This is a genomic window from Corallincola holothuriorum (genome assembly GCF_003336225.1).
Taxonomy (GTDB): domain Bacteria; phylum Pseudomonadota; class Gammaproteobacteria; order Enterobacterales; family Neiellaceae; genus Corallincola; species Corallincola holothuriorum.
In genome coordinates, this window is record NZ_QPID01000010.1 from 1 (window position 1) to 25,076 (window position 25,076).

25 protein-coding genes and 1 pseudogene are annotated in these 25,076 nt (G+C 50.6%); 14 read left to right on the forward strand and 12 right to left on the reverse strand.

What is annotated here, in order from left to right; translation table 11 throughout:
• The first annotated feature begins 517 nt into the window (after positions 1 to 517).
• A complete protein-coding gene (locus DU002_RS15020) occupies positions 518 to 1,063 on the forward strand; it encodes a gamma carbonic anhydrase family protein (RefSeq protein ID WP_114339227.1) in 546 nt (181 codons plus the stop codon).
• A gap of 71 nt (positions 1,064 to 1,134) precedes the next feature.
• Here the strand turns inward: DU002_RS15020 and aroE are convergent, their stop codons facing one another.
• The gene (aroE, locus tag DU002_RS15025) at positions 1,135 to 1,959 is read right to left on the reverse strand and encodes a shikimate dehydrogenase (protein WP_114339228.1); all 825 of its coding nucleotides are present in this window, start codon (positions 1,957 to 1,959) and stop codon (positions 1,135 to 1,137) included.
• Between the two features lie 28 nt (positions 1,960 to 1,987).
• Between aroE and DU002_RS15030 the strand changes: the two genes are divergently transcribed.
• Positions 1,988 to 2,434, forward strand: a complete 447-nt coding sequence (locus tag DU002_RS15030) for a group II truncated hemoglobin (protein ID WP_114339229.1) — start codon at positions 1,988 to 1,990, stop codon at positions 2,432 to 2,434.
• On the opposite strand, the gene DU002_RS15035 is transcribed toward DU002_RS15030, so the two are convergent.
• Positions 2,419 to 3,267 (reverse strand): LysR family transcriptional regulator, encoded by an 849-nt coding sequence (locus tag DU002_RS15035; RefSeq protein WP_114339230.1) that lies wholly within the window; start codon positions 3,265 to 3,267, stop codon positions 2,419 to 2,421. The two genes, DU002_RS15030 and DU002_RS15035, sit on opposite strands and share 16 nt — an antisense overlap.
• Positions 3,268 to 3,420: 153 nt before the next feature.
• Here DU002_RS15035 and maoP point away from each other — a divergent pair, with 153 nt between their 5' ends.
• On the forward strand, positions 3,421 to 3,804 hold the full coding sequence (gene maoP / locus DU002_RS15040; RefSeq protein WP_114339231.1) for a DUF413 domain-containing protein: 384 nt from the start codon (positions 3,421 to 3,423) through the stop codon (positions 3,802 to 3,804).
• A 38-nt stretch (positions 3,805 to 3,842) separates the two neighbouring features.
• Here the strand turns inward: maoP and hemF are convergent, their stop codons facing one another.
• Both hemF and DU002_RS15050 read right to left on the reverse strand, forming a co-directional pair.
• Positions 3,843 to 4,769 (reverse strand): oxygen-dependent coproporphyrinogen oxidase, encoded by a 927-nt coding sequence (gene hemF / locus DU002_RS15045; protein ID WP_114339232.1) that lies wholly within the window; start codon positions 4,767 to 4,769, stop codon positions 3,843 to 3,845.
• Between the two features lie 15 nt (positions 4,770 to 4,784).
• Positions 4,785 to 5,336, reverse strand: coding sequence for a Sua5/YciO/YrdC/YwlC family protein (locus DU002_RS15050; protein WP_114339233.1), 552 nt, complete (start codon positions 5,334 to 5,336; stop codon positions 4,785 to 4,787).
• 179 nt (positions 5,337 to 5,515) lie between these two features.
• Between DU002_RS15050 and purE the strand changes: the two genes are divergently transcribed.
• Together purE and DU002_RS15060 are read left to right on the forward strand one after the other, a co-directional pair.
• On the forward strand, positions 5,516 to 6,001 hold the full coding sequence (gene purE / locus DU002_RS15055; RefSeq protein WP_114339234.1) for a 5-(carboxyamino)imidazole ribonucleotide mutase: 486 nt from the start codon (positions 5,516 to 5,518) through the stop codon (positions 5,999 to 6,001).
• 2 nt (positions 6,002 to 6,003) lie between these two features.
• Complete coding sequence (locus DU002_RS15060) at positions 6,004 to 7,140, forward strand: 5-(carboxyamino)imidazole ribonucleotide synthase (protein ID WP_114339235.1); 1,137 nt, start codon at positions 6,004 to 6,006, stop codon at positions 7,138 to 7,140.
• 3 nt (positions 7,141 to 7,143) lie between these two features.
• Here DU002_RS15060 and DU002_RS15065 read toward each other — a convergent pair whose 3' ends face one another.
• From DU002_RS15065 to DU002_RS15080, 4 genes are read right to left on the reverse strand one after another with little or no spacing between them, the layout of a single operon-like run.
• Positions 7,144 to 7,707, reverse strand: coding sequence for a DNA topoisomerase family protein (locus DU002_RS15065; protein WP_114339236.1), 564 nt, complete (start codon positions 7,705 to 7,707; stop codon positions 7,144 to 7,146).
• 18 nt (positions 7,708 to 7,725) lie between these two features.
• Positions 7,726 to 8,199 carry a DUF494 family protein gene (locus DU002_RS15070; protein WP_114339237.1) on the reverse strand — a complete coding sequence of 158 codons (474 nt, stop codon included), beginning with the start codon at positions 8,197 to 8,199 and terminating at the stop codon, positions 7,726 to 7,728.
• Positions 8,192 to 9,277 (reverse strand): DNA-processing protein DprA, encoded by a 1,086-nt coding sequence (gene dprA, locus DU002_RS15075; protein ID WP_114339238.1) that lies wholly within the window; start codon positions 9,275 to 9,277, stop codon positions 8,192 to 8,194. Before dprA ends, DU002_RS15070 begins: the two co-directional genes overlap by 8 nt.
• A 15-nt stretch (positions 9,278 to 9,292) precedes the next feature.
• The gene (locus DU002_RS15080) at positions 9,293 to 10,390 is read right to left on the reverse strand and encodes a LysM peptidoglycan-binding domain-containing protein (RefSeq protein WP_158538078.1); all 1,098 of its coding nucleotides are present in this window, start codon (positions 10,388 to 10,390) and stop codon (positions 9,293 to 9,295) included.
• A 131-nt stretch (positions 10,391 to 10,521) separates the two neighbouring features.
• On the opposite strand from DU002_RS15080, the gene def reads away from it, so the two are divergent.
• From def to DU002_RS15105, 5 genes and pseudogenes are all read left to right on the forward strand, one after another.
• Positions 10,522 to 11,037: a peptide deformylase gene (gene def, locus DU002_RS15085; protein ID WP_114339240.1), complete on the forward strand. Its 516-nt coding sequence runs from the start codon at positions 10,522 to 10,524 to the stop codon at positions 11,035 to 11,037.
• A 12-nt stretch (positions 11,038 to 11,049) separates the two neighbouring features.
• Positions 11,050 to 12,012: a methionyl-tRNA formyltransferase gene (fmt, locus tag DU002_RS15090; RefSeq protein WP_114339241.1), complete on the forward strand. Its 963-nt coding sequence runs from the start codon at positions 11,050 to 11,052 to the stop codon at positions 12,010 to 12,012.
• A complete protein-coding gene (gene rsmB, locus DU002_RS15095; protein WP_114339242.1) occupies positions 11,999 to 13,321 on the forward strand; it encodes a 16S rRNA (cytosine(967)-C(5))-methyltransferase RsmB in 1,323 nt (440 codons plus the stop codon). The genes fmt and rsmB overlap by 14 nt, the downstream gene beginning before the upstream one ends.
• A gap of 82 nt (positions 13,322 to 13,403) precedes the next feature.
• Positions 13,404 to 14,783, forward strand: a pseudogene (gene trkA / locus DU002_RS15100) (Trk system potassium transporter TrkA); the annotation flags it as partial.
• A 16-nt stretch (positions 14,784 to 14,799) separates the two neighbouring features.
• Complete coding sequence (locus DU002_RS15105; RefSeq protein ID WP_114339244.1) at positions 14,800 to 16,263, forward strand: TrkH family potassium uptake protein; 1,464 nt, start codon at positions 14,800 to 14,802, stop codon at positions 16,261 to 16,263.
• Between the two features lie 3 nt (positions 16,264 to 16,266).
• Here DU002_RS15105 and hemG read toward each other — a convergent pair whose 3' ends face one another.
• From hemG to pepQ, 4 genes are all read right to left on the reverse strand, one after another.
• Positions 16,267 to 16,803 carry a menaquinone-dependent protoporphyrinogen IX dehydrogenase gene (hemG, locus tag DU002_RS15110; protein ID WP_114339245.1) on the reverse strand — a complete coding sequence of 179 codons (537 nt, stop codon included), beginning with the start codon at positions 16,801 to 16,803 and terminating at the stop codon, positions 16,267 to 16,269.
• A gap of 27 nt (positions 16,804 to 16,830) precedes the next feature.
• Positions 16,831 to 18,282 carry a TrkH family potassium uptake protein gene (locus tag DU002_RS15115; RefSeq protein ID WP_114339246.1) on the reverse strand — a complete coding sequence of 484 codons (1,452 nt, stop codon included), beginning with the start codon at positions 18,280 to 18,282 and terminating at the stop codon, positions 16,831 to 16,833.
• Between the two features lie 109 nt (positions 18,283 to 18,391).
• Positions 18,392 to 19,003, reverse strand: a complete 612-nt coding sequence (locus tag DU002_RS15120) for a YigZ family protein (RefSeq protein WP_114339247.1) — start codon at positions 19,001 to 19,003, stop codon at positions 18,392 to 18,394.
• Between the two features lie 6 nt (positions 19,004 to 19,009).
• Positions 19,010 to 20,332: a Xaa-Pro dipeptidase gene (gene pepQ / locus DU002_RS15125; RefSeq protein WP_114339248.1), complete on the reverse strand. Its 1,323-nt coding sequence runs from the start codon at positions 20,330 to 20,332 to the stop codon at positions 19,010 to 19,012.
• 261 nt (positions 20,333 to 20,593) lie between these two features.
• Here pepQ and fadB point away from each other — a divergent pair, with 261 nt between their 5' ends.
• The 4 genes from fadB to DU002_RS15145 all read left to right on the forward strand — a co-directional run bounded on the left by fadB (position 20,594) and on the right by DU002_RS15145 (position 25,071).
• Entirely contained in the window at positions 20,594 to 22,744 is a 2,151-nt protein-coding gene (fadB, locus tag DU002_RS15130; RefSeq protein ID WP_114339249.1) for a fatty acid oxidation complex subunit alpha FadB, read from the forward strand.
• Between the two features lie 18 nt (positions 22,745 to 22,762).
• On the forward strand, positions 22,763 to 23,926 hold the full coding sequence (gene fadA, locus DU002_RS15135) for an acetyl-CoA C-acyltransferase FadA (RefSeq protein ID WP_114339250.1): 1,164 nt from the start codon (positions 22,763 to 22,765) through the stop codon (positions 23,924 to 23,926).
• 168 nt (positions 23,927 to 24,094) lie between these two features.
• Positions 24,095 to 24,460 carry a response regulator gene (locus DU002_RS15140; protein WP_114339251.1) on the forward strand — a complete coding sequence of 122 codons (366 nt, stop codon included), beginning with the start codon at positions 24,095 to 24,097 and terminating at the stop codon, positions 24,458 to 24,460.
• On the forward strand, positions 24,457 to 25,071 hold the full coding sequence (locus DU002_RS15145) for a chemotaxis protein (RefSeq protein WP_114339252.1): 615 nt from the start codon (positions 24,457 to 24,459) through the stop codon (positions 25,069 to 25,071). Before DU002_RS15140 ends, DU002_RS15145 begins: the two co-directional genes overlap by 4 nt.
• Positions 25,072 to 25,076: the final 5 nt, after the last annotated feature.

Below are 25,076 nucleotides of genomic sequence, written 5' to 3' on the forward strand. Positions count from 1 at the left end.
GTCGCTTACGTTTCGTTGAATAATCTTTGATTACTTCAACACCCGTGAGCGCCCACACAGATTGTCTGACCAAATTGTTAAAGAACGATGCTGTTGCATCTCGCCAAACCTTAGCTTGGCTGCCCGGCCAACTCATTCGTTGTCCGCGGCAAGGGCTGCGCATTCTACGCTTCTCTGCCCCGCTGTCAACCCAGTAAAAACATCTTTTTTACTAAGTGACCAGAAGAAAGATAAAAACTTAAACCGTTCGTTTCTTCCCGCTGCCTCGCCCTGAGCGAGTGAGGCGGCATTATAGGGAGATTAATCCTGCCGTCAACGCTTTTTATGAAAGATTTTAGATATATTTAAAAACGCTCAATCCTTGTCCTATATGGGTTGACCACAAGTTGGCTGCTTATTATACGAGTTGATCTGCATAGTCACTATCTATGCAGGTTAAGTGCGTAGTTTCCGGCTTATTCGCCTCCTTTATGCAGATCGGTCATACTCTCAGGGCTCTCATTGTTAGGATCGCAATATGTTAAGACCTTATAAGGAAGAATTGCCCCATTTATCCGCCACGGCTTATGTTGATGAACACGCAGTGGTGATTGGTGCTGTCAGTTTGGCGAAAGATGTCAGTGTCTGGCCTATGGTCGTGATACGCGGCGATGTGAATCGAATAGAGATCGGGGCTCGCAGTAACATTCAGGATGGCAGTATTGTCCACGTTACCCGTGTAAGTAGTGAAAACCCGCAAGGCTACCCGACGCTGATAGGTGAAGATGTCACCATTGGCCATCAGGTCATGCTTCATGGTTGCGTTATCGGTGATCGGGTTTTGGTGGGAATGAGTGCGGTGGTTATGGACAATGTCACTGTAGAAGATGATGTCATCATCGCTGCAGGTAGCGTAGTCCCCCCTAATAAGACTTTAACATCGGGTTACCTATATAAAGGTAACCCTGCAAAACAGGCACGACCATTAAGTGAAGCGGAGTTAAGTTTTCTAAAGCGGTCAGCAAATAACTATGTTGTGCTTAAAGATGAATATATAGAAATGGTTCGCCAAGAAGCAACTTAGGTGGGCAGGCGATCTGCGCCTCTATATAGAAGATGTTGAGGCGCTTTATCTTGTAGTCGTAAGTTGAGCAGCTATCGCCGCCCCAGATTACGCCGCATTTCCGCCAATACAGACTTGGTGCCCGGCTTAATGCCACGCCAGATAGCAAATGATTCCGCAGCCTGTGCTACCAACATGCCTAAACCATCCAGTACATAACGGCTCCCCTGCGCTTTCGCCCAAGCAACAAAAGCAGTGTCTTCTTCGCTATACGCCATATCGTAGCAAACAGTATCAGTGGCAATAAGCTGTTCCGATATCGGCGGTACATCACCACTTAAACTCGCTGACGTGGAGTTGATGATGAGATCAAACGGCGTATCGCCAAGTTCGGCAAAACCAGATGCACTGACGGGCCCAAACTCAGCAGCCAGTGACGCTAACGCCTGCGCTTTCGCTTCGGTACGATTTGCAATCCTCAATTCTGCGGGCTTTTGTTCAAGCAGGGGTAACAACGCTCCTCGAGCTGCACCACCTGCACCTAAGAGCAATATCCGCTTGTCAGCTAATGAGATGCCATGTAGCAGCAGGTCTTGCACCAAGCCTTCGCCGTCGGTGTTATCACCAATAACACCACCATCATCAAGACGCTTGAGGGTATTAACTGCGCCAGCGATTTTCGCTCTCGGCGTTAATTGCGTCGCATAAACGTAAGCTTGCTCTTTAAATGGCACCGTCACGTTACAACCTTTGCCACCTTGGCTGAAAAACGCCTGCACCGCTGACTCGAAACCATCGACAGGTGCCAGTATCGCTTGATAGCTGATATCCTGCGCCGTTTGGCGGGCAAAGAAGGTGTGGATCATTGGCGACTTGCTGTGGCCAATGGGATTACCAAACACTGCGTACTGGTCCATAGGAAAATTCTTATTCGGAAGCAATGAGATGATTAGAAAGCTTTTTCGCATTGGAGACAAGTCATCATCAACACGGACTCATCCCACGCCGGAGCAATCGCCTTACCAGCTGATGGGCGGTGAAATTGCCGTAAAGCGACTAGCTAACCGCTTCTACGACATCATGGAAACCGCACCAGAAGCTGCGGAATTACTGGCCATTCATCCGATGCCACTGGATAGCATCCGTGAACGTTTCTTTGAGTTTCTCAGTGGCTGGCTCGGTGGGCCAGGTCTATTCGAAGAGAAATATGGCCACCCGCGGCTACGTGCACGCCACCTGCCCTTCAAAATCGATAAGCAGATGCGAGACCAGTGGATGTTCTGCATGGGCAAAGCGCTGGACACAGAGATTGATACGCCCCTATTACGCGAGCAATTACGCCTATCGTTCGCCAGTCTGGCTGATCATATGCGAAATCAGCCAGAGGTTTGATCCAGTAGAGCCACGACCTGCTGCAATGCTTCCAACTGCTGATTTTGACAATGATAAACACCGTGTACACGCCGCGTGATGACCGGGGCGTCTACAACAGCAAAGAGTTCTTTCTGTTGCAGATAACTTTCCACCATCAGCTTTGGCAGGTAAACAGCGCCACCAGACTGCAACATAAACTCTAAGGCGATCCTTGCTGACGGCGTATGCAATATGGCCGCGCCAGCACGGGGAAGCTCCTGTGCGTGACGAATACTAAACGCCGTGCCCCAATCCACCCGCAGATATCGACTGGACAAGGCCTCATCTAGCCCCTGCCCCTCGATGCTGCTCACCATAATTAAATCAAGATCAAACAAGGAGTGTTGCACTGTCTCTTCATTGGCTGGGGGATCAAACATCATGAGTAGGTCGATAGTTCGGGCCTGCAGTAACTTCATGCCCTGTGCCGGCGCACAGATCTCAGCCCGCAACCCCACCCCCGGCATACTGATACCAATGTTCGCCAACGAGGTTTGTAAACTAGCATCCCAAATATTGGCTGGCGCAGCGATAGCCAGTTGCGACATCTGACGACTATCTAAAGCGACCTCCTGCTGTGCCCGTTTCCATGCCAACAACATGGCATCCGCATGTCCAACTAAGCGTTCACCGGCCCCGGTGAGTTGAATATTATTCCGATGGCGGGTGAACAGTGTTGCCCCCATTAACGTCTCTAACTGTCTGATCCGAAAGCTCACGGCAGAAGGTGTAAGAAAAAGATTCTCCGCTGCCTGACCAAAATGGCGCGTACGCTGCACCTCCAAAAATGTTTTTAGCAACTCGGTATCCAACGTTATCTCCGAAATTTTTTCACGTGGCGTTAAAATTTTTTTGTTTTACGACCCAAAGGTCTATTGCTATTACTTCGCAAAACCAGATTCGTTCACCCGCTTGGTGAAACACCAAGTGACTTAGGGCAAGAAAACCAACTGAGTTGAAATAAGATGGCGACTAACAGTTTTGTAGCAGAGAAGCGCTTTTTTGACGACAAAAATTATCCACGAGGGTTCAGCCGTAGTGGCGACTTCACCAAGCAGGAAGCGGCCCTACTAGAGAGTCAGGGGCGCACGTATCAAGCTTTATATGAAGGCACCCGCGCTCCCGCTACGGCAGAGGAGCAAGCTTTTGTCGATACATTCCAAACCGAGCAAACAGCCACCACTCTGGAAACCAAGATCTGGGAGAAGTACCTAAAACGCACGCAAAAGCGCCGTGTGTTTACACTGTTCGGCTCTTCCAAACAGAGCTCCGATGAAAGTGATGACGATAGTCCCAACGATGATATTGACGTTGATGACTTAGACGATGCGGTTGGGGCAAAAGATTGAATGAAAAAAGGCAACGGTTCGTTGCCTTTTTACTGTTATCAGCCTAGCCAGTTCTGCGGTTTAAGGTAGCGCTCATAAAGTAACTGCTCCGGTGAGCCTTCAGCCGGCTGCCAGTTATATTCCCAAGCCACCAACGGCGGCATCGACATCAAAATAGACTCCGTACGTCCGCCAGTTTGCAAACCAAACAGCGTGCCACGGTCATACACCAGGTTAAACTCAACATAACGACCACGACGATAGAGCTGAAATTGTCGCTGCGATTCATTAAAGGGGGTCTGCCAACGCTTTTCCACGATAGGTAGATAAGCCCGCAGAAAGCCATCACCCACCGCCTGCATAAAAGCAAAGCTTTGGGCAAAGCCAGGGCTGTTCAGATCATCAAAAAACAAACCGCCGACACCACGGGTTTCATCCCGATGCTTGAGGTAAAAGTAGTCATCACACCACTGTTTGTACTTCGGATAGCACTCATCACCAAACGGTTGGCAAAGATCTGACGCTGTTTGGTGCCAGTGCAACACATCCTCTTCAAACGGGTAAAAAGGCGTTAAATCAAAACCGCCACCAAACCACCATACCGGTGCCTCTCCCTCTTTTTCAGCAATGAAGAATCGGACATTGGCATGGGAAGTCGGCACAAAGGGGTTGTTGGGATGAATGACGAGAGAAACACCCAGCGCCTCAAAACTTCGCCCAGCCAATTCTGGACGGTGGGCAGTGGCCGAAGCAGGCATCTCATGCCCCGTGACATGGCTAAAATTGACACCCGCCTGCTCAAACACCCGGCCACCTTTCAACACCCGACTTCTACCACCGCCACCCAAGTGGTCTTTTGCAGGATCTCGCTGCCAGGCATCTTCTGCAAAGCTTGCAACGCCATCAATCGCCGCTAAACCATCACAAATGGCATCTTGTAGGGCGAGCAAATAAGCTTTTACCGCGTATTTATCTACATCTTGCACACCTGATTCCTTCTATCAGCTAGAACGTAGGATCTGTCCTGTAAGACCATTACGGATCTCGGAGGGCGCAGCATTGCCGCCAACCGCTTCATCAATAACCACAGCCACATCCAGCAACACCTCCGGTGCCAAAGCTGATGCAGTTCGAGCAGGTTCTTGGCCAGCCAGGTTGGCACTGGTAGAAACAATCGCCCCGCCAAATTCGACACATAAAGCGGTCACCACTGGATGCGCCGACACTCGTACCGCCACACTATCAAATAGCCCAGAAACCAATGCCGGACAAGTTGATGATTTTGGCAAAGTCCAGGTAACAGGGCCTGGCCAACAGGCAAACACCTCCGCACGACGCTCAGGGGTAAGTGCCGTATCATCAATATATGGCAGGAGCTGGCTGTAGTCGGCGGCAATAAGGATCAAACCTTTTTCCGCTGGTCGCTGCTTTAACGCTAACAACTTTGTTAGCGCTTGTTCATTGTTAGGATCACAACCCAAGCCAAACACAGCCTCAGTTGGATAGGCGATAAGCTCACCTTGCTTTAACGCTTCGACGGCATCAACAAACATCTATTAAGGTATCATCTTACGGCGATTAAACACTGGCGTCGTTTATAGCACAGCACACAGCAAAGAGGCCAACCGCGGCAGGTAGAGAGCATTCTCGATGACTCAATTCAACTTGTTGACGGAAACGGCTATAATTCGGCTTCTTATAGCGCTCTGACAGTCAAACAGCAGGAGAGGCAATGCAAGTAGGTATTATTATGGGGTCCAAATCAGATTGGCCCACCATGAAGCACGCAGCAGATATGCTGGATCATTTTGGCATTCAATATGAAACCAAAGTGGTCTCAGCCCATCGCACGCCTCACCTACTGGCTGAGTATGCAGGATCGGCACAAGCCAGAGGATTGAAAGTGATCATCGGTGGTGCAGGCGGTGCAGCTCACCTGCCAGGGATGACAGCGGCCTTCACCAGTCTGCCCGTTCTGGGTGTGCCAGTGCAATCGCGCATGCTAAAAGGTATCGACTCACTGCTCTCTATTGTGCAGATGCCCAAAGGGGTCGCGGTTGGCACCTTAGCCATAGGTGATGCCGGCGCAGCAAATGCAGGCCTTTTGGCAGCACAGATCATTGGCGCATTTGATCCCGCAATCATGGCAAAAGTGGATGAGTTCCGCCAAAGCCAAACCGATACTGTTCTTAGCCAACCGGATCCTTCCCAGGAGTAAGCATGCAGGTACTGGTATTGGGTGCGGGCCAGTTGGCTCGCATGATGTCCCTCGCTGGCGCACCGTTAGGCTTGAAGGTAAAAGCGTACGATGTACGCAGCCATACAGTGGTTCACCCATTGACGCTGGAGAATTATCAGCAGGATCTGGCCGCCGGCTTGATCGACTGCGACGTGGTCACTGCGGAGTTCGAACATATTCCGCAAGATATCCTCAGTCAATGCCAAGCCAGTGGCAAATTCCGGCCTGGCGCGGAAGCGATCCGCATAGGAGGTGACCGTCGCTTGGAGAAGCAACTTCTCGATAGTGCTGATGTCCCCAATGCCAAATATCAGGTTGTCAGCACAGAGGCTGACCTGCATCAAGCGATTGCCTCTATCGGTCTACCACTGGTACTGAAAAGCGCCCTAGAAGGTTATGACGGCAAAGGTCAGTGGCGACTAAAAACCACAGCGGACGCCGCTCAGGTATGGGCTGAAGTCTCGTCTTTTCTCCAAGAAAGCAGTGCTAATCAGGCGATAGTCGCCGAAGCGTGGATCCCATTTGACCGCGAAGTATCAGTCATTGGTGCGCGCGGCAAAGATGGTTCGGTGAAGGTCTACCCTCTTACCCAAAATCATCATGAGAATGGCATCTTGAGCCTGTCTGTTGCCCTTACCGACACAGAGCAATTGCAGCAGCAAGCCACCCATGCATTTGAGAAGCTTACGAAGACACTGGATTACGTTGGTGTGCTGGCGATAGAGTTTTTTGATGTTGACGGCAAGTTGCTGGTCAACGAAATAGCACCCAGAGTGCATAATTCAGGACATTGGACCCAGCAAGGCGCTGATGTATGCCAGTTTGAAAACCATTTGCGCGCAGTCTGCGGCTTAGCCATTGGCAACACTCAATTAGTATCAGCGGCAGCCATGGTCAACGTGATCGGTACAGATAATATCCCCAACAGCATCCATCAGCTCGATGGGGTCCACCTGCACTGGTATGACAAAGATAAGCGTGCCGGACGCAAAATGGGTCACATCAATGTCTGCGCTGAAGATAAAGCTGAGTTGAAAAAGCGTTTAGCGGCACTGCTCAAGCAGCTTGATGAAGCAGACTTCCCCGGTTTGCACCAAGCGGCACAAGCGCTACTGTAGATATCAATCGGGGCGGGTCTGCTTTTTTCCGCACCGCTTATTCGCACACTGAAGCTGGTCACCGGAGGCCAGCTTTCTTTCCAGCAACAAACCAAAACCACAAAATTCACAGTTGCCCAAATGAGGTGGATGATTCACCGCGAACTGGCACTTAGGATAAGCATTGCAAGCATAGAATGTTTTGCCATAGCGATTGGTTCGCTGAGTCAGCTCGCCAGATTGGCATTTAGGGCACTTAAAACCGGTATCATCAGAGGTTTCTAACTGAGTGTGATAGTGGCATTCAGGGTAACCGGTACAGCCGATAAAAAATCCATAACGCCCCTGTTTCAGCGCCAATGGTTTCTCGCAATCGGGACACGGCAACTCCAATTCGCGCTCAATACGATGCTCTTGCGCATGGGTAGGACGGCTGAAGTGACACTCAGGGTAATTGCTACAACCCCAAAAAGGTCCGGAACCACTGCCCCGTAAAACCAAAGAAGCCCCGCATTCGGGGCACTTTTCCTGAGATTTTTCGATAGCGCGCTGCGACGCATCGAACAGCGTCGAATCAATTTTCACCATGACAGGCCTCGCTTTCTTTTAATGGAGAAAGCCTTCGTTGACCTCAAACACCAAATCTTCCATCTGAGAGTAAGCGCCTTCGCGACCTGGCACGTTGAAAAGCACCATCAGGATCACCCATTTCAGGTCTTCCAGTTCGATACTTTCCATATCAAGTTCCATCACTCGATCAACGACCATTTCCCGCGTTTCCATATCCAACACCTGGATATTCTCTAAAAACATCAGGAAACCGCGACATTCAGCATCAAGCTGCTGCGCTTCTTCAGCTGTATACACTCTGGTTGAGACAGCATCGCTACGCACTAAGTAGGGATGTCTGTCACTGTCTTGCAACTCGGCAAGCCCCTCTAACCAGCCTAAAGCTTTTGAAATTTCATCACGCCTAAAGCCTGCGCGGGTCAACTCTGAGGTTAATTCCTCATGATCGACCATCACCTCTACATCACTGTGGATGTAATTTTCAAAAAGGTACATGAGGATATCAAACATAATCGGTCCTCCTCACTCGCTGGTAACCACCTGGTACGACAGCTACTTCACCTTCGATCTCTAACATAGTCAGCTGCTGCATCACCGCTTCGATACTGCGGCCGCTGCGACTGACAATCAGATCTAAAGGAGTAGCCACATCTCCTACACTATCCAACAAACTGCCACTTGGCAATTTTGATTGCAGAGGTTTTTCTATCGCTATCACATGCGATGTCATCACCTCCTCTAATATATCGACCGGAGAAGTAACTAATTTAGCTCCCAACTTAATTAATTGATGACAACCTGCCGCTTCGGGGTCTGACATTGCCCCTGGAACAGCAAATACCTCCCGGCCTTGCTCCGCTGCTAACCTGGCGGTGATCAAGGAGCCGCTCTTTAATCCTGCAGCAATCACCAAGGTGCCCAAAGAGAGGCCACTGACAATACGATTACGTTTGGGAAAGTGTTGCTTTAAAGGCGGCGTGCCCGGCACAAATTCGCTAACCAACGCACCGCCTTGATCAACGATTTGGTGAGCCAAATCACGATGACCCGCGGGATAGATCCGATCAGAGCCGGTGGCCATCACCGCAATTGTCTTACCTTTGTTTTGTAAAGCAGTGCGATGAGCAGTGCCATCAACCCCACGCGCCAATCCACTGGTAATACACATGCCCGCCGCAGCGATCGGCGCAACTAACGTCCGCGTATTCTCCAAATGGTTGGGCAAGGCCGCGCGGCTACCCACCACAGCCAGCTGCGGTTGCGCAAGTAACGTCACATCACCACAAACGAAAAGTAACGGCGGCGGATCGGGTAACTCGTTGAGTAACGGTGGATAAGCGGCGCACGACCGAGAGACTATATGACATAGCTCCTGCTGAGCCCACTGCAAACAGTTGTCAATTAACCGCCAATCAGGTGAACTCAATGCCGTTATTTGCGGCTGGGTTAAGGGGAGTTGGGCAGGAGCAATACTAAAGACTTGCTCAATGCTGTATTTAGAAAGCAATTTGGCGGCACTACGGCCGCCAAATCTTGGAAGTTGAGACAACACCAACCAACGTTCAATATTGCAACTTGGTTGGCGCATACTCACGAGCTCTCGCTATGGGTTGGTTACAATATCCAACTGCTTCACAGGCTTGTCCGTGCGCATAATCAAGCCATAACTGACCTTTTCATACACTCGAAACACTAGCAGCTCTCCGACGCGCTCATCGGGTAATTGAACGATCACCTCTTCATCACCAAATTCAATCGCCATTTTTTCAAGCGCATTAGCGTCGTCTTCATACTGGGGGCGTTCAGGCGGCTCATCGTACATCACGGCGCCAGGCTGCATAATCGCTAATACATGACCGGCTTCGATATTGTGATTTTCACCAATGCTCATCGCAACCACATCAAACTTACCCACGTACTTGGAGTAGTTGGCAGTATGGATGATATGACCTTTCACTAAGCGGTTAGGCTCATGGGGTTCAAAGAACGCCGGTAACACTTCACGCTCAAGTACTGGGATCAACTTATCGCCATTACGCACTTCATACTTGCTTTCAACAATCTCAAGCTTAGTGAAGTTACCTGCCGGCATAGATTTCGCAATCGCCACCAACTTGGCTTCATAACCCAGCAACTCTTCCGTTTCCGGATGCATCAGGGCTTCACCTGGTCGATAAATACCGAACAGCTGTCCCTGCGGCGCATCAACGCCCTTCGCATACATGGTCTGTGGATAGCTAGAGCGCGTAGTGCCGTCGTTTGTTCCCAAAACATAGGGTAGGCTAGCGATCTCTTCCTCCGACAATACCTGCTCATAAATCAGGAACGGACGGATCTCTTTAAGTGGGATCGTTGGGATCGGTGCTTTCGGTTCACTGGTACGAACCTTAGGCCCCAATTTTACAATCCGGGTTGAAGAGGGTTTGGATTTAACGAGCTTAGGTTGCTCATTAATCCAGACCAGCTGCAACTCATCACCAGGGTAGATCAGGTGAGGGTTATCAATTTGCGGATTCGCCTGCCATAGCTTAGGCCACAGCCATGGCGTTTTCAGGAACATAGAAGATATATCCCAAAGCGTATCGCCCTTCTGCACGATATAGGTTTCAGGATAGTCGGGGTTCAATTCGATTTCGGTAGCATAAGCTGCCGTTATCACTAGAGTAAGTCCCGCAACCAAGGCAAGCAGTCTTGTTCTCACGCGGAAACCTTCCTTGTTGTTATTTGTCTTCATAATAAGACCATGCTGTTTTTCCCAGCCATGACTGGCTAGAATGTCGGCATGGCAACCACTGTTCTATTAATAGTCCAAAAAAGAAGAGTCCAAATACCATGGCGGTTTTAGAAGTCCTTCATTTTCCTGACGAACGTCTTCGCACCGTAGCGTCACCGGTGCCGGAGGTCAACGACGAAGTTCGCAAAATTGTCGATGACATGTTCGAAACTATGCGCGACGAAAACGGCGTCGGCCTCGCAGCGACACAGGTTAACATCCATAAGCAGATCGTTGTAATGGATGTGTCCGAAAAAAGTGATACACCCCGCGTATTTATCAATCCGGTGATCATTGCCCGCGATGGTATCCAGTGCAATGAAGAGGGTTGCCTATCAGTACCTGGCACCTATGCGTCGGTCGAGCGCGCAGAAAAAGTCACCGTAGAAGCGTTAGATAGTAACGGCGAAAAATACCAGCTAGAGGCAGAAGGTTTGCTGGCTATCTGTATTCAGCATGAATTAGATCACCTGCAAGGGAAGCTGTTTGTTGATTATCTGTCGCCCCTAAAGCGGCAGCGAATTAAGAAAAAGCTAGAAAAAGAAGCCAAGCTAGCTGCCCGTTCAGCGTCATAAACAGAGGTCATTGTGTCACGCCCATTAAATATCGTTTTTGCCGGTACCCCTGACTTTGCCGCTCGCCACTTAGCGCGGCTTATCAGCAGTGAGCATCGAGTGGTGGCAGCCTACACTCAGCCAGACCGCCCAGCCGGACGTGGCAAAAAGCTACAAGCTAGCGCCGTCAAGCAGTTAGCGGAAAGCCACCAGATTCCGCTATTTCAACCTAGCAACTTCAAGCAAGCAGAGGATGTTGAACAGCTTAAGGCGCTTAATGCCGATATCATGGTGGTCGTGGCTTACGGTTTACTTCTGCCCAGCTCAGTACTCGACACGCCGAAATTGGGGTGCATTAACGTGCATGGTTCCTTGTTGCCGAAATGGCGTGGCGCGGCGCCGATCCAACGCGCAATCTGGGCTGGAGATCAGCAAACCGGTATTACCATTATGCAGATGGATATCGGCTTGGATACGGGTGATATGCTGCATAAAGTGGTTTGCGATATTACCCCCAAGACCACCAGTGCCAGCCTATATGAAACCCTCGCAGAGCTAGGTCCAGACGCTTTATTGCAAACACTTGAACGGATAGCTGATGGCGACATCACTCCAGAGGCGCAAGATGATGCAAGCGCCAGTTATGCAAAAAAGCTCAACAAAGCCGAAGCCAAAATCGACTGGCGACTCCCTGCCTCTGTCATCGATCAGCGCCGTCGCGCATTTACGCCCTGGCCAGGCAGCCAGTTTCATGTAGCTGATGCCATCGTCAAAGTGCATGATATGGAAGTGATCGACAATGCAACGAATGCCGTTGCTGGCACTATCCTCAGCGCCGACGGTGAAGGGATCATAGTGGCCACCGGACAGGGACAGATAAAGTTAACCCAGTTGCAGTTACCGGGCAAAAAAGCCCTACCGGCTGCAGATATCCTCAATGCTCGCAAGGCTTGGTTCGAGCCAGGCACCATATTGAGTTCCGATGACAACAGCTAACCCCAATATCCGTGCACTGGCTGCACAAGTCTTATTCCAAGTCGTTGATAAAGGGCAAAGCCTGACGCAGGCGCTGCCACCGCAACAAAGTCGATTACAAGATGGCCGCGACAAAGCACTGCTACAACAGCTTTGCTACGGCGTTTTGAGGCAGCTGCCAACGCTGGAATTTTTTCTTAATCAACTGCTGGAGAAAAAACTCACCGGCAAGCTGCGAACCGTTCATTTTCTGTTGATGGTTGGGGTTTACCAACTCATCGCCAGTCGCATTCCTGCGCACGCTGCCGTTGCCGAGACCGTCGCTGCGGCAGTCAAACTGAAGCAGCCTAGGCTAAAAGGGTTGGTCAACGCTATTCTGCGTAATTTTCAGCGTCAGCAACAAGCGCTCGAAGCTGCGTTAGCCAGCAATGAGACAGCCGATGCGATAAAACACGACCATCCTGGATGGTTACTGAATAGGCTGAAACGAGCTTATCCAGACCAATGGCAGCAGATCGCAAAAGCCAATAATCAAGCCGCGCCAATGTGGCTACGCCCTAATCAAGCTAAAGTGGCGCCACAGGCCTACCAGCAGCTGTTGCTTGACGCTGAGATCCCCTGTCAACCAGCGCAGCGCCATGGCGCCATCTGCCTAGATAGCGCTGTCGATGTACAAAAGCTTCCAGGCTTTAATGATGGCCTAGTTTCCGTGCAGGACGGCGCACCGCAGTTTGCCGCATCATTGATGGCTGGCCAAGCGGGAGAACAGATACTAGATGCCTGCGCTGCACCGGGCGGAAAAACCGCCCACATCGCTGAAATGGTGCCGGATCTCAAACAACTGGTTGCCCTAGATATTGAAGAAAGCCGTTTAAAGCGAGTGCATGAAAACCTTGCCCGCCTCAGTCTAAATGCCACGGTTATTTGTGGTGATGCCGCTAACCCCGATGCATGGTGGAGTGGTGACCAATTTGACCGCATCCTACTTGATGCGCCCTGCTCTGCCACAGGCGTCATCCGCAGACATCCGGATATCAAATGGCTGCGCCGCAACGACGACATCGCCAAGTTAGCAACACTGCAAGCTGAGATCCTTAGCGCAATGTGGAAACTCCTCAAGCCCGGTGGCACGCTACTTTACGCCACCTGCTCCATCTTGCCAGAAGAGAACAGCGAACAGGTTAAACGCTTTTTGCACACCCAAGCAGACGCTGAACTGCTCAACATCAATAATCGAGACAACGTAGACACGCCCGGTTGGCAGATCCTGCCCGGCGAACAGCAGATGGATGGCTTCTATTACGCACTTCTGCGTAAGCAACTGAACTAAACAGCGAAAAAGTGCGGGATAAGGTCAAGCTTATCCTCGCATAAGCCTCTATAATCTCTGCAAAACATGACTAAATTTTACGTCAATGAAGATTATTATTCTGGGTGCAGGGCAAGTAGGGGCCACGCTGGCTGAAAATCTGGTCAGCGAGCGTAACGAGATCACTGTCGTAGATAGAGATGGCGAACGCCTGCGCGAACTCAAGGACAAGCTCGATCTGCAGGTCATTGCCGGTCATGCCCCTCACCCCGATATCATGCGCAATGCGGGCGCTGAAGATGCCGATATGTTAATTGCCGTCACTGATAGTGATGAGATTAATATGATCGCCTGTCAGGTTGCTTTCAGTCTGTTTAATACGCCAACCAAAATCGCCCGGATCCGTTCAGACCAGTACCTGCACCACAAAGCGCAGCTGTTTCACAGCCAGGATATTCCGGTCGACCACTTCATCGCCCCAGAGCAGCTCGTTACTCAATATATCAATCGCTTAGTTAACTATCCCGGCGCTCTACAGGTGATGGAGTTTGCTGAGGGACGCGCCTCATTGGTGGCGGTGAAAGCCTACTATGGTGGCTTATTGGTTGGTCGTGCACTGTCAGCTTTGCGCGAGCATATGCCGAATATTGAAACCCGTGTTGCCGCGATTTTCCGCCAAGGGCGCCCTATTAGACCCCAGGGCACCACAATTATCGAAGCGGATGATGAAGTGTTCTTTATCGCCGATAGCCGCCATATCCGCGCGGTGATGTCGGAGATGCAGAAGCTTGAACGCAGTTACAAGAAGATCATGATCGCCGGTGGGGGCAATATCGGTCTGGGTCTGGCCAGAGCGCTAGAAGAGCGCCATCAAGTCAAATTGATTGAACGCAGCCCCAATCGCGCAACTTATCTTGCCAACGAATTGAGTAAAACCACGGTATTTTGCGGTGACGCATCGGATCAAGAGCTGCTTGGCGAAGAACATATTGAACAAACCGATGTCTTCATCGCCGTCACGAATGATGATGAAGCCAACATCATGTCGGCGATGCTCGCCAAGCGGATGGGTGCAGCCAAGGTAATGGTATTGATCCAGCGCGGCGCATACGTAGACCTGGTACAGGGCGGCGAAATTGATATCGCCATCAGCCCGCAAACCGCAACCATCTCGGCACTGTTATCCCATGTGCGGAAAGCAGACATTGTTAACGTCTATTCATTGCGACACGGTGCTGCCGAAGCGATTGAAGCGATAGCTCACGGCGATAAAAACCAATCGAAAGTAGTGGGTCGTGCCGTGCGCGACATCAAACTCCCGCCGGGCACCACCATAGGCGCAGTTGTGCGAGGAGAAGAGGTGCTAATTGCCCATAAGAGCACGGTCATCGAGTCAAACGACCACGTAATTATGTTCCTGGTCGACAAGAAGTATGTCGGTGAAGTAGAGAAGCTGTTCCAACCCAGCCCGTTCTTTTTCTAGAGCCTGCAGTTAGCAAATGTCTACCATAAACTACCGGCTTATCTGTTTGCTGATAGGCCTATTTCTCTCAAAATTGACCATGCTGATGGTGATCCCATTGGGGCTATCATTCATCGATCATGACGGGCTCACCTTCCATTATGTGCAATCCGCTGGCGTAACCGCAATTTCAGCCATCGTACTGTTAGCTCTGGGACGAGGCACCCGACGCTCACTCAGCCAGTTAACTATGCGGGTACGAGATATGTTTATGCTCACTACCTTGACTTGGTTGGTGATGACCGCGTTTGCAGCACTTCCTCTGATATTTGTACCCCACACCAGTTACACCGACGCTTTCTTTGAAACCATGTCAGGCGTTACCACCACCGGCAGCACCGTGATGTCGGGGCTGGATGCCCTACCCCGCAGTATCCTAATCTGGCGCTCACTGCTGCAATGGCTCGGCGGCATCGGCTTTATTGTCATGGGTGTAGGTATTTTACCGTTTCTCAATGTTGGCGGCATGCGCCTGTTCCAAACCGAATCATCCGATTGGTCAGATAAACCCGTACCGCAAACCCGCCGCTACACGCAACAACTGCTATGGCTTTATATCGGCTTAACCCTGCTGTGTAGTCTCTGCTACTGGTTGACTGGTATGAGCCTGTTTGAAGCCGTTTGTCACGCCATGACCACGCTTTCCACCGGCGGTTTTTCTACCTCTGATTCCTCCATGGCTGAGTTTTCCAGCGCCAGCCACTGGGTAGGCAGCGTGTTTATGCTGTTGGGAGGACTGCCCTTTATTCTGTTTATCTTGATGATCCGACGTCGCAGCCTAAAGATTTGGCGGGATGAACAGGTCAGCGGCTACCTCGCACTGATTGCCGTCACCACACTGATCTTAAGCGTCTGGATGTGGCAAGTTGAACCGGTAGATTATATTGATGCCCTGCGCCTCACGCTGTTTAACATCGTTTCAGTGATCACCACGACAGGATTTGCTTTAGGGGACTACACCCAGTGGGGCAGCTTAGCGGTGGTAATGTTCTTCTTTCTAACCTTTGTCGGTGGTTGCTCTGGCTCCACCGCGGGCGGGCTGAAAATATTCCGCTTTCAAGTCGCCTTTAAGGTGATCTACCAACATATGAAACGTCTGGTACACCCTGCCGGCATATTTCCACGTAAATACAACGACAGAGAAATATCAGATGAGATCATCACTTCGATGATCGTACTGATGCACCTGTTTTTTCTCACTTGGGTGTTACTCTCTTTGGCGCTTGCCATGCTGGGGATTGAACCACTCACCGCTCTCACCGGTGCGCTCACCGCGCTCACCAATGTGGGGCCAGGGCTAGGGGATCAGATTGGTCCATCAGGGAACTTTGCTGACCTACCAGATACGGCAAAATGGCTATTGAGTATCGCGATGTTACTGGGACGGCTTGAGATCACCACTGCGGCAGTTCTTTTACTGCCAACCTTCTGGCGCAAGTAAGTACTAACAAACCATCTTATCTAGTTGACCAGCAAAGCTATCCACCGCCTGCCAGTCGGTGAACTCTACATCCTGACCAGGATCGGTTGGTCCCTTGGTCATTTTCATAATCAAACGAATGATCGCTTTGTCATACCAGCGATACTTAGAGTAAACGCAAGCACCAGCAAACACCCCTTGCACAGTAGGGTGCCAAGGAGATTTAACGGCAAATTTGCGCATATAGGCGTTAGTCTCTGGAGTGTTCTTATCCGCTTTACGCGCAGTCAAATTCACTCCAAAGAAAGCCGATGGTACGCTGGCCAGCGCATGGTGATGACGTTGAATAAACTGATAAAACAGTTGGCTGAAATGACCATAACGGATCGAAGCACCAATCACGATGCCATCATAACCGGCAATAGAAAAAGTGGCAGCCAACTCAGGAATGCTCACCAGCTCCACCTCATGCCCACGGGCCTTTAGTCGCTCCGCCAAACGGTTAGTGATCTTAAACGTTTGTCCTTCACGACTGTGAAACGCCATCAAATAACGCGCCATGAATAATCCTTAAATAGCCAAATTGAATTAGTTACGCCAGAACGCCGGAGTAAAGATCACCAACAGGGTAAAGATCTCAAGACGCCCAAACAACATGGCTATAATCAACACCCACTTGCTGCTATCAGGGATCTCACCATAATGAGATGCCACCTCGCCTAAACCTGGCCCCAGGTTATTCAGACAAGCTGCCACCGCAGAAAATGCGGTGAGGTCATCCATTCCAGTGGCGATCAAAAGCAGCATGCAGAAGATAAATACCAAGGTATAAGCAGAAAAGAAGCCCCAAATCGCTTCAATTACCCGCTCGGAGAGCGGGCGCGAGCCCAGTTTAATACTGATAATCGCTTTCGGGTGTACCAGTCGCTTTAGTTCTCGCATTCCCTGCAGGTGCAGGATCAGCACTCTAACTACCTTCATCCCTCCCCCCGTCGAACCGGCACAACCACCGATAAACGACGCAAAGATCAGCAGGATAGGCAGAAATATCGGCCAGTCATGAAAGCCCGTGGTAGCAAAACCAGCAGTGGTGCCCATGGAAACCGCTTGGAATAACGCATGATCCAAAGCCGAATTAGGATTTTCATAAACCTTGCCATGCACCAAGACAAAAAAGCACACCGCCACGATCACTAACTGGAAAAACAGAAAGCCTTTAAACTCAGGATCAGAGAGGTAGTGATAGATAGATTTGGCACGCCACGCCGTGTAATGCAGCGCAAAGTTGGCACCAGAGATAAGCAGAAAAACCACACAAATCAGGTTGATCAGACTGGAATCAAAATGCCCGATGCTGGCGTCATAGGTGGAAAAGCCACCAATAGCTATAGTGGAAAAGCTGTGGCAGATAGCGTCAAACAGGTTCATACCCGCGGCCCAATAGGCTGCAGCACAGGCTAACGTCAAAGAGACATAGATATACCAAAGATGTTTTGCGGTATCGGCGATCCGAGGCGTCATTTTAGAGTCTTTCACCGGCCCAGGCGCTTCAGCACGATAAAGCTGCATACCGCCCACACCAAGGATAGGTAGGATGGCGACGGCCAGCACAATGATCCCCATACCACCTAGCCATTGCAGCTGCTGACGATAGAACAGCACAGCTTTAGGCAAGGTTTCAAGATTGGTGAGAATGGTCGCGCCAGTCGTCGTTAACCCAGAAAATGATTCAAAAAACGCATCGGTATGACTGATCGACGGCGTTTCCGTCAACATCAGTGGCACAGCCCCCACACTGCCTAGCACAGTCCAAAACAGCACCACAATAAGGAAGCCTTCCCGCGCTTTTAGCTCAGCACGAGAATATCGATTTGGAAACCACAGCATAAAACCAATAAACAGGTTAAACAGGAAGGCCAGGAAGAACGGTAAGCCGCCGCCATCTTTAAAAATTAAAGAGACGAGGATCGGTGGCACCATGGTGACACTGAAAAGGCTAATCAACAGCCCGACGATGCGGATAATGGCACGATATTGCATCTACGAGCGCTCAGCCTCCATTGCGTATTGTGGCGAATCAAGCATCTGTTATGGATCTGTTTTTCTTCGAATATGGCGCCAGTGTAGGGCGAAGCAGAGATTATGCAATCTACTGCTTCACAACACAGCGGATTTGTCCGCCAGAGATATTGGTCAATTGCACTTGCAGCCCAGCGCAATGACGCTCAGGCACCGACACAGTAAACAACACATCATCGGCAAAAACTGAATCCAACAACTCAGCCTCAAACTGCTGTAGCAGCTGCTCAACACGCCCCGTTAAGTCGTAACTTAACCGCAGCAACAATTGCTGTTCCGGTTCAACCTCCAACCACTGCGCCTGCTGCATTGCCAACTGCGCAGTACCACCATACGCACGTACCAAGCCGCCAGTTCCCAGCTTGATGCCACCGGAGTAGCGCACCACGGCGATACAGATTTGACCAACGCCAGCCCCTTGCAGTACCGCTAATATGGGGCGCCCGGCGGTGCCGCTCGGCTCACCATCGTCACTGAAACCTAAACAATGACTATCATCCGGAGCCCCCGCAATAAACGCGGAACACACGTGCCTGGCTTGGGGATGCAGCGCTCGCACCGACTCAATGTAGGCCTTGGCCGCTTGTGGCGACGCCACCCTGGCTGCAAGCGCAATAAATCGACTGCGTTTAATCTCCTGCTCGGCTGAGGCTGGCGCGGTCAACACCCGATAAGTAGCCATTTACGGTTACGCCAAGCCCAGATCCCGGGTCATATTCTCGGTACGATCTTGCAACACAATCAGGTTGTCTTCGATGCGAATACCACCATAACGCTTGAACTGTTCCACCTTATCCCAGTTGACGGCTGTACTATGGGCACAATCACGCAGGCTGGCTAACAAACTGTCAATAAAGTAAAGACCGGGCTCAATCGTAAACACCTGACGTGGTTCGACTTTGCGGGTCAAACGCAGAAATGGATGTTGTTTCGGTGCCGGTTGATGAGTCCCACGTTCATCAGCCATAAAGCCGCCAACATCATGAACCTGCAGACCAAGGAAGTGGCCAAGACCATGGGGGAAAAAGGTTCGCGTCACACCACTTTCAATCATCGCTTCCGGACTCATATCAACAAATTTGAACCGTTGCAGCACCTCAGCAATCAGCAAGTGCATTGCTTTGTGGAGATCGGGGTAAGCGACCCCGGGCTTGAGCTGCTCCATGATCTGATGATGACATACATCCAACGCTGCAATCAGATCAGCAAACTCGTCCTGTTGGAAACTGTAGGTACGGGTAATATCAGCGGCGTAACCATGGAAGTTGGCACCGGCGTCAATCAAAAAGCTATGGTGTTGCGCGGGTTTGCTGCGCTCCAACTGCATATAATGCAAAATCGAAGCGTGCTCATTTAAGGCCACAATATTGCCATAAGGCACATCATTTTCACCATGGCCAGTGGCCTGCAGATAAGCTAACTGGATCTCAAATTCAGAGCCTCCACCATAAAAAGCTGCTTTTGCCGCTTGATGCCCGGCAACAGCGATTTTATTCGCTTCGCGCAGCGCCATCAGCTCATAATCACTTTTATACGCGCGGTGGTAATGCAGGTAATTGATCACCCCTTCCGGGTTAATTTGCCCAAAGCCAAGCACCTGTGCCAGCTCCTGTTGCTCACCAATATAAGCAACTTTACTCAGATCCGATGGCAACCAGTCGGCCGCGGCATCCGCTTTCTCCAGCAGTTGGATGGCAAAGTTGTCAGTCCAGAAATCCTCTGGCGCATCAGGCACCTTATGCCAAAAATCTACCGGCCGATAAAACAACAACTTTGGTTTATCGTCGCCATTGATAATCAGCCAGCAATTGGGGTTATCTATCACTGGCACCCACGCTTTAAAGTGAGGGTTAACTTTAAATGGATAATCCATGTCATCAAGAAACTGGCGCTTGAGCTGACCAGAGTGGATAACGAGATACTCCAATCCTTCTCTCGCTAATAGGTCACGAGTACGGATCTGCAAATTGGCAATATGCTGGGTAAACAGGAGGCTATGTTGTTCGCTCATGGGCTTACATTCCAAATGATGACTGTCATAGCATACACAATTTCTACCTACTATCACGCTCGCCCCACGGCAAAAATAGCCAAGCACAGCGTAAAACCTGCGTCATATTAAGAAACCCAACAGGCTGGCAAAGCAAAAATTAAACAACCGTTTAAAATAACGGTTGAAATCCAGCCAGATCGCGTCCAAACTTAGCCTTTCTGGTATGACCAGTTATTATAATACGCCTACCTTGACGGGCTAGCCCGACGGGAGAAAAGAATGATATATCAAGGCAAAACCCTCTCTGTACGCTACTTGGAAACAGGTATCGCCGAACTACTGCTAGACGCAGAAGGCTCGGTTAATAAATTCGATCAAGCCACACTAGAAGACTTCAATCTGGCACTGGATGCACTTTACGCCAGCAGTGAATTGCAAGGTGTTCTACTCCGCTCTGCCAAAGAAACCTTTATTGTTGGCGCTGACATCACCGAGTTCCTTGCCACCTTTGCCCTGCCGGAGGAGGAACTACGACGCTGGATCAACCACGCCAACCAAATATTTAATCGCTTGGAAGATCTTCCTGTTCCCACCATTAGTGCCATCCGTGGCTTTGCTCTGGGGGGCGGCTGTGAAGCGATCTTGGCCACTGACCTTAGGGTTGCGGACAACAGCGCCAAAATTGGCTTACCAGAGGTGAAGCTCGGCATCATGCCCGGCTTTGGCGGTACCGTGCGTCTGCCACGCTTAATTGGTGCTGATAACGCGATGGAGCTGATCACCACCGGGAAAGACAATCGAGCAGATAAAGCACTCAGTTTAGGCTTGGTCGATGCGGTAGTGGCTCCAGACAAACTCGATGGCGCCGCATTAAACATGCTGAAAAGCGCCATCAATGGCGATATCGATTGGCAAGCACGGCGGCAGCAGAAGTGCTCACCACTGGGGTTAAACCAAATTGAAACCGCCATGTGCTTCACCACCGCAAAAGGGATGGTGGCACAACAAGCAGGTAAACATTATCCAGCCCCGATGATGGCGGTGAAAGCGATCGAAAAGGCAGCAAGCCAAGGCCGGGATGGTGCACTTAATGCCGAAGCAGATGGCTTCATCAAACTAGCGAAAAGTCCGCAAGCAGAAAGCTTGATAGGAATTTTCCTCAATGACCAGTTGGTGAAAGCTAAAGCCAAGCGAGCCGGCAAAACAGCACACAAATTTCAACGTGCCGCGGTGCTCGGTGCGGGTATCATGGGCGGTGGTATCGCCTACCAGTCAGCCTCCAAAGGCACCCCTATTGTGATGAAGGATATTCGTCACGAAGCGTTAGATCTTGGGCTCAATGAAGCAGCTAATCTGCTCGGGAAGCTGGTTTCTCGTGGCCGTATGAACGCAGCAAAAATGGCTGGCGTACTCAACAATATTACCCCCTCCCTTAGCTACGACGCTCTCGCAGATGTCGATGTGGTCGTGGAAGCAGTGGTCGAAAACCCTAAAGTGAAGGCCGCGGTGCTAGCTGAAGTGGAGCAACAGGTGACAGACAACACCATCCTCACTTCGAACACTTCAACTATCTCTATCGATCTGTTGGCTGCGAGCCTAAAACAACCCAGTAAATTCTGCGGCATGCACTTTTTCAACCCAGTACACAGAATGCCTCTGGTGGAAGTTATCCGCGGCAAAGAGACCAGTGACGAAACGGTTGCATCGGTGGTCGCTTGGGCTGCAAAACTTGGGAAATCCCCCATTGTGGTCAATGACTGCCCAGGCTTTTTTGTTAACCGCGTACTGTTCCCCTACTTTGGCGGCTTCGCTAAGTTGCTCAGTGATGGCGCAGATTTCACCCAGATAGACAAAGTCATGGAGAAACAGTTCGGTTGGCCGATGGGCCCCGCCTACCTGCTCGATGTCGTCGGTATCGATACCGCACATCATGCCCAGGCGGTGATGGCAGAAGGCTTCCCAGAGCGGATGGCAAAAACTCAGCGGGATGCGATCGACGTGATGTTTGAACAGCAGCGCTTTGGCCAGAAAAATGGCGTCGGCTTCTATCGCTATGAAAAAGATCGTAAAGGGAAGCTAGCCAAACAACCGGCGGCGGATACGCCCGCACTGTTGGCAGAGGTCTCAGCAAATCCTCAAACATTCAATGATGAAGAGATCATTGCCCGGGTCATGATCCCTATGTGTAATGAAGTGATCCGTTGCCTTGAGGAGGGCATTGTCGCCTCACCGGCAGAAGCGGATATGGCACTGGTTTATGGCTTAGGCTTCCCGCCGTTCCGCGGCGGTGTCTGTCGCTATCTGGATCAGATAGGGCTCGACAGCTTTATTGCGCAAGCAGATGAACTCGCCCACCTTGGTCCCTTGTACCAGGTGACAGATGGACTGCGGCAGATGGCTGCCAACAGCAAACGCTTCTTCGCAGGCTAAGGCAGAGAGGAATTACTCATGAAAAACGCTGTAATTGTTGATTGCATTCGTACCCCGATGGGCCGCTCAAAAGGGGGCGTATTTCGCAACGTACGTGCTGAAGATCTCTCTGCACACCTGATGCAGGGACTTCTAAGCCGCAATCCGAATCTTGATCCCAACGAGATTGAAGATGTTATCTGGGGCTGTGTACAACAGACCCTGGAACAGGGATTTAATATCGCCAAAAACGCCTCTCTGCTGGCCGGGCTGCCACGCAGTGCTGGGGCTGTCACCATCAACCGTTTATGTGGCTCGTCAATGCAAGCACTACATGACGCCACCCGCGCCATAATGACCAATGCCGGTGATGTATTTATCGTCGGCGGTGTTGAGCATATGGGGCATGTCCCCATGAGTCATGGCGTCGACTTTCATCCTGGTCTCAGCCGCTCGGTCGCTAAGGCCGCTGGCATGATGGGGTTAACGGCTGAAATGCTGGGACGAATGCACGGCATTAGCCGAGAGCAACAAGATGCCTTTGGTGCCCGCTCCCACCAGCGTGCTCACGCTGCAACTATCGAAGGGCGCTTTGCCAATGAGATCTTAGCCACTGAAGGCCACGATGCTGATGGCACACTGATCCAAGTGAAGCATGACGAAGTGATCCGCCCGGAAACCACGGTGGAGTCTCTGGCACAACTGCGGCCGGTATTTGATCCTGTCAACGGCACAGTGACCGCAGGCACCTCTTCTGCACTGTCAGATGGCGCATCGGCGATGTTGGTGATGTCAGAAGATCGCGCCAAAGCATTGGGTTTACCCATCCGAGCACGGGTCCGTTCGATGGCAATTGCTGGCTGTGATCCTTCAATCATGGGCTATGGCCCGGTACCGGCAACGCAAAAAGCACTCAAACGTGCGGGTTTGAGCATGGCCGATATCGACTTAGTGGAACTGAATGAAGCCTTCGCGGCACAGTCATTACCATGCGCCAAAGATCTTGGTTTGCTCGATATGGTCGATGACAAGGTGAACCTAAATGGTGGCGCAATCGCCCTAGGCCACCCACTCGGCTGCTCTGGCACCCGAATTTCAACGACACTACTAAATATTATGGAAGAAAAAGACGCTCAATTAGGTCTCGCCACCATGTGCATCGGTTTAGGTCAGGGGATCGCTACGGTTTTCGAACGCGTCTAACCCTCCTTTTCTCTGCCAAAAATATAAGCGGGTTCAACCTTTATCAATCAGGGCTGGACTCGCTTCACAAAGCCATATTGTCAGGGCTAGGCAGCTATCACCCCCTATGCTATAAACCATATAATCACAATTCAGTTACAATTCATTAGATAAGTTTAAGGGTTGGGAATGTCGCTACCCATTTTGATCTGTGACGATTCAGCATTGGCACGCAAACAGGTCAATAAAAGCCTACCGGAAGGTTGGGACGTTGAAGTCACTTTTGCTAAACATGGTTTAGAAGCTGTAGAGCACCTACGTCAGCATCACGTTGCATTGCTCTTTCTAGACTTAACGATGCCAGAACTTGACGGCATCGGCGTACTCGAAACCATCAAGAAAGAAAAGTTAGAAGTGTTTGTCATTGTCATCTCTGCCGATATTCAGCCGGAGATGAAAAAGCGCGTCATGGACCTTGGTGCACTCGACTTCATTCATAAGCCTGTCAACCGTGTTAAGTTGACTGAGATCTTAAACAAGTTCGGACTTTTATGAGCAGCCAGACTATTACCGAAGACCAGAGGGATTGTCTTCAAGAGGTGATCAACGTCGCAATGGGACAGGCCAGTGATAAACTCGCCCGCTTCCTTGAGACTTTTGTTCATCTGGAGGTGCCAGATATCGAACTGGTATCGACCAGCGAAGTTACCGCTATGCTTGCCAGTAACTATGAACAGAATCCGGTCTCTCTTGTTAGCCAAGGCTTTTCCGGTGCAGAAGGACTGCGCGGCGAAGCTCTGCTGATTTACAGCAAAATTAATGCTGACGAAATCGCTGATCTACTTGGCTATACCGAAGATGAGGCAACTCACACAGAGCAACTGACCGATATCAGCTCCTTGCTGACTACCACCTTCCTTGAAGGATTAGCAGAGCAGATAGAAACCCAGCTTAGTTACAGCGCCCCTCGAGTGATGATGCTGCAGGAACAGGGTATCGCTCGCCAACTTGAGGAAAAAACCTTCAATTGGGAATATGCGCTCAAAGTAAACATCAGCTATCTGGTGACGGATCACTCATTTAACTGCGACATGTTATTGCTATTCCCAGGAACAGCAGTAGAAGTACTCAAGCAGGTGCTTGATCAGATCCTCGAAGATTTTTGATTAGT

What these genes read in the sequence shown, in the direction of transcription:
- DU002_RS15020 (WP_114339227.1), top strand. Translation starts at nt 518, where the DNA reads ATGTTAAGACCTTATAAGGAAGAATTGCCCCATTTATCCGCCACGGCT.
- aroE (WP_114339228.1), bottom strand. Translation starts at nt 1,959, where the DNA reads ATGGACCAGTACGCAGTGTTTGGTAATCCCATTGGCCACAGCAAGTCG.
- DU002_RS15030 (WP_114339229.1), top strand. Translation starts at nt 1,988, where the DNA reads ATGATTAGAAAGCTTTTTCGCATTGGAGACAAGTCATCATCAACACGG.
- maoP (WP_114339231.1), top strand. Translation starts at nt 3,421, where the DNA reads ATGGCGACTAACAGTTTTGTAGCAGAGAAGCGCTTTTTTGACGACAAA.
- DU002_RS15050 (WP_114339233.1), bottom strand. Translation starts at nt 5,336, where the DNA reads ATGTTTGTTGATGCCGTCGAAGCGTTAAAGCAAGGTGAGCTTATCGCC.
- purE (WP_114339234.1), top strand. Translation starts at nt 5,516, where the DNA reads ATGCAAGTAGGTATTATTATGGGGTCCAAATCAGATTGGCCCACCATG.
- DU002_RS15060 (WP_114339235.1), top strand. Translation starts at nt 6,004, where the DNA reads ATGCAGGTACTGGTATTGGGTGCGGGCCAGTTGGCTCGCATGATGTCC.
- DU002_RS15065 (WP_114339236.1), bottom strand. Translation starts at nt 7,707, where the DNA reads ATGGTGAAAATTGATTCGACGCTGTTCGATGCGTCGCAGCGCGCTATC.
- DU002_RS15070 (WP_114339237.1), bottom strand. Translation starts at nt 8,199, where the DNA reads ATGTTTGATATCCTCATGTACCTTTTTGAAAATTACATCCACAGTGAT.
- dprA (WP_114339238.1), bottom strand. Translation starts at nt 9,277, where the DNA reads ATGCGCCAACCAAGTTGCAATATTGAACGTTGGTTGGTGTTGTCTCAA.
- def (WP_114339240.1), top strand. Translation starts at nt 10,522, where the DNA reads ATGGCGGTTTTAGAAGTCCTTCATTTTCCTGACGAACGTCTTCGCACC.
- rsmB (WP_114339242.1), top strand. Translation starts at nt 11,999, where the DNA reads ATGACAACAGCTAACCCCAATATCCGTGCACTGGCTGCACAAGTCTTA.
- DU002_RS15105 (WP_114339244.1), top strand. Translation starts at nt 14,800, where the DNA reads ATGTCTACCATAAACTACCGGCTTATCTGTTTGCTGATAGGCCTATTT.
- hemG (WP_114339245.1), bottom strand. Translation starts at nt 16,803, where the DNA reads ATGGCGCGTTATTTGATGGCGTTTCACAGTCGTGAAGGACAAACGTTT.
- DU002_RS15115 (WP_114339246.1), bottom strand. Translation starts at nt 18,282, where the DNA reads ATGCAATATCGTGCCATTATCCGCATCGTCGGGCTGTTGATTAGCCTT.
- DU002_RS15120 (WP_114339247.1), bottom strand. Translation starts at nt 19,003, where the DNA reads ATGGCTACTTATCGGGTGTTGACCGCGCCAGCCTCAGCCGAGCAGGAG.
- pepQ (WP_114339248.1), bottom strand. Translation starts at nt 20,332, where the DNA reads ATGAGCGAACAACATAGCCTCCTGTTTACCCAGCATATTGCCAATTTG.
- fadB (WP_114339249.1), top strand. Translation starts at nt 20,594, where the DNA reads ATGATATATCAAGGCAAAACCCTCTCTGTACGCTACTTGGAAACAGGT.
- fadA (WP_114339250.1), top strand. Translation starts at nt 22,763, where the DNA reads ATGAAAAACGCTGTAATTGTTGATTGCATTCGTACCCCGATGGGCCGC.
- DU002_RS15140 (WP_114339251.1), top strand. Translation starts at nt 24,095, where the DNA reads ATGTCGCTACCCATTTTGATCTGTGACGATTCAGCATTGGCACGCAAA.
- DU002_RS15145 (WP_114339252.1), top strand. Translation starts at nt 24,457, where the DNA reads ATGAGCAGCCAGACTATTACCGAAGACCAGAGGGATTGTCTTCAAGAG.